Below are 2,696 nucleotides of genomic sequence, written 5' to 3' on the forward strand. Positions count from 1 at the left end.
ATGCTAGGAATTTTTCCTCCCTAACATGAATCAGCCCTGCCTCAGAATGGGGGATTTAGGGGGCAGAAGTCGCTGTCAACGAAGCGAAAAAGCTCGTCGAACTCACACATTATGAGGTGTAACGCATGGAATTTGCAGAACGAATGAGTCGATTAGGGACAGAATCGGCCTTTGATGTCTTTGCCAAAGCGCAACAGCTAGAAGCTCAAGGACGATCCATCATCCATCTAGAAATTGGGCAACCCGACTTTCCGACCCCATTTTCCATTTGTGAAGCCGCATTCCGGGCCATGAAGGATGGCTATACAGGCTATACTCCGGCGGCTGGCTTGTTAGCATTTCGAGAAGCGATCGCCGAACACATTTCGACGACCAGAAAGGTCGAAATCCATCCCGACGAAGTTGTCGTGACGCCCGGAGCCAAACCCATTATTTTCTTCACGCTGATGGCATTAGTGAATGAAGGCGATGAAGTGATTTACCCAGATCCGGGCTTTCCCATTTACCAATCCGTGATCAATTTTGTTGGCGCTAAAGGCGTTCCGTTGCCGCTACGCGAAGAAGTTGGGTTTCGCTTTCATCTCGACGATTTGCTCGAAGCCGTGTCCGATCGCACTCGCTTGTTAATTCTCAATTCCCCTCAAAATCCCACAGGCGGTTTATTGCAAGCAGAGGATTTAGCCGCGATCGCAGACCTTGCCCATCGACACGATTTCTACATCCTCTCCGATGAAATCTATTCTCGCATTCTCTATGAAGGCAATCACAGTAGCCTAATTCAGTTTCCCGATATGAAATCGCGCACCATTTTGCTCGATGGTCATTCCAAAACCTATGCGATGACGGGATGGCGACTTGGCTATGGCATTGTGCCTAAACATCTGGTTGAGGGAATAGTTCGCCTCATGATCAATTCCAACTCCTGCACCTGTGCCTTTACGCAGATTGCTGGAATTGAAGCGCTTCGAGGATCACAAGAATTTGCTGATCAAATGGTGGCGCAATTCCAGTGCCGACGAGATGCTGTAGTCGATGGTTTAAATGAGATCGAGGGCATTCACTGCCTCAAGCCCGCTGGTGCATTTTATGCATTTCCAAACGTGAAGCAATTACCATTGGCTTGTGATGCGCTAGCCGATTATTTTCTCAATGAAGCAGGCGTTTCACTCTTAGCGGGAACAGCATTCGGCGAGTTTGGTAATGGCTATCTCAGAATTTCTTATGCCAATTCGCTAGAGAATCTTCAGATAGCAATCGAGCGAATGCGAGCAGCCGTGCTGAGATTGTAAGAAGCTAGGAGAAATCGAATCATTTTGTTAGACGGCTTTGTTGAATGTTAATTTACATAGATGACTAATTACATTCACGCAATCGAAAGGGATGGGTTCACCGTCGTCCCAAATGTCTTAGATTTCGAGGCGATCTCATTACTCACTGAACATCTAACACAAATCCCTATCGATCGAGCAGTGAGTCGTAGAGGTGGCACAGCCTATGGAATTAGGAACCTCCTCAATCTTGTTCCGTTTACAAGAGATATCGCAAACAGTCCAGCCCTTCGCCTTTTAATCGAGCCAATGCTTGGCAGGGAAGCACGAGTTGTACGCGGCATCTTTTTCAACAAGACAGTGGAAGCAAATTGGAAAGTGGCATGGCATCAGGATCTAACTATTGCTGTTCGTGAACAGATTGATGTAGAGGATTATGGACCCTGGTCGGTGAAAGCAAGTATTGTCCATGTGCAGCCACCGATTGCAATCTTGGAGAACATGCTGACCATCAGAGTCCATTTGGATGATACAGATGAGTTAAATGGAGCATTGCACGTCATTCCTGGCTCACACAAGTCAGGGCGTCTGTTGGCTGAAGAGATTCAAGATTGGAAAGAAAAGAGGAATAGCGTAACGTGCAGAATAGAGAGGGGCGGAGCCATGATAATGCGTCCATTACTATTGCATTCATCTTCAGCAGCCATAGATCAAAGGCACAGGCGCGTGCTGCATCTTGAGTATTGTTCAGCAAAGTTGCCGAATGTGCTGAAATGGTATGAGTCTTAAGTTGATAGCTGTCGAACACCAATCTTGGAGCGGATTCACTCAAATCCTTTTCATTGCAAAGTTTCTGATAACCGCTCAACACTATTGATCTCTAGATAATTCCATACTTTCTCCCGACTTGGGTAAACGCCTCTACACATTGGTTCAGATGCGATCGCGTATGAGCCGCTGATATTTGAACCCGAATGCGAGCTTGACCCTGCGGCACAACGGGATAGCTGAACCCGATGACATAAATTCCCTCATTTAGCAAAGCCTGCGCCATCTCTTGGGCTAGCTTCGCTTCGTAAAGCATGATCGGCGTAATGGGATGCACACCAGACTTGATCTCGAAGCCGCGATCGCTCATCTGCTGACGAAAATAGGACGTATTTTCCATTAGTCGATCGCGCAACTCGCTGGACTGGTTCAGCAGATCCAGCACTTTAATGCTGGTGTAAGCGATCGCGGGGGCCAACGTATTAGAAAACAGATATGGGCGCGATCGCTGGCGTAGCAAATCGATGATCACTTGACGTCCCGATGTAAACCCTCCAGATGCTCCGCCCAAGGCTTTGCCTAGCGTACTGGTCATGATATCTACTCGGTAATGTCCCAGATATGTTGTTGTGACTGAGAGAATCTGCTGAAATAGAGGGT

At 47.5% G+C, this 2,696-nt stretch carries 3 protein-coding genes; 2 read left to right on the top strand and 1 reads right to left on the bottom strand.

Translation table 11 applies throughout. The features are described 5' to 3' along the window. Positions 1 to 125 precede the first annotated feature (125 nt). Positions 126 to 1,289, top strand: a complete 1,164-nt coding sequence (locus AC5JLB_RS25455) for a pyridoxal phosphate-dependent aminotransferase (RefSeq protein ID WP_495876627.1) — start codon at positions 126 to 128, stop codon at positions 1,287 to 1,289. Between the two features lie 60 nt (positions 1,290 to 1,349). After that, positions 1,350 to 2,057, top strand: coding sequence for a phytanoyl-CoA dioxygenase family protein (locus tag AC5JLB_RS25460; protein ID WP_495876628.1), 708 nt, complete (start codon positions 1,350 to 1,352; stop codon positions 2,055 to 2,057). A 91-nt stretch (positions 2,058 to 2,148) separates the two neighbouring features. Here the strand turns inward: AC5JLB_RS25460 and AC5JLB_RS25465 are convergent. Then, a partial coding sequence (locus tag AC5JLB_RS25465; protein WP_495876629.1) for an aminotransferase class I/II-fold pyridoxal phosphate-dependent enzyme occupies positions 2,149 to 2,696 on the bottom strand: 548 nt, incomplete at its 5' end.

This window comes from Myxacorys chilensis (assembly GCF_059505265.1).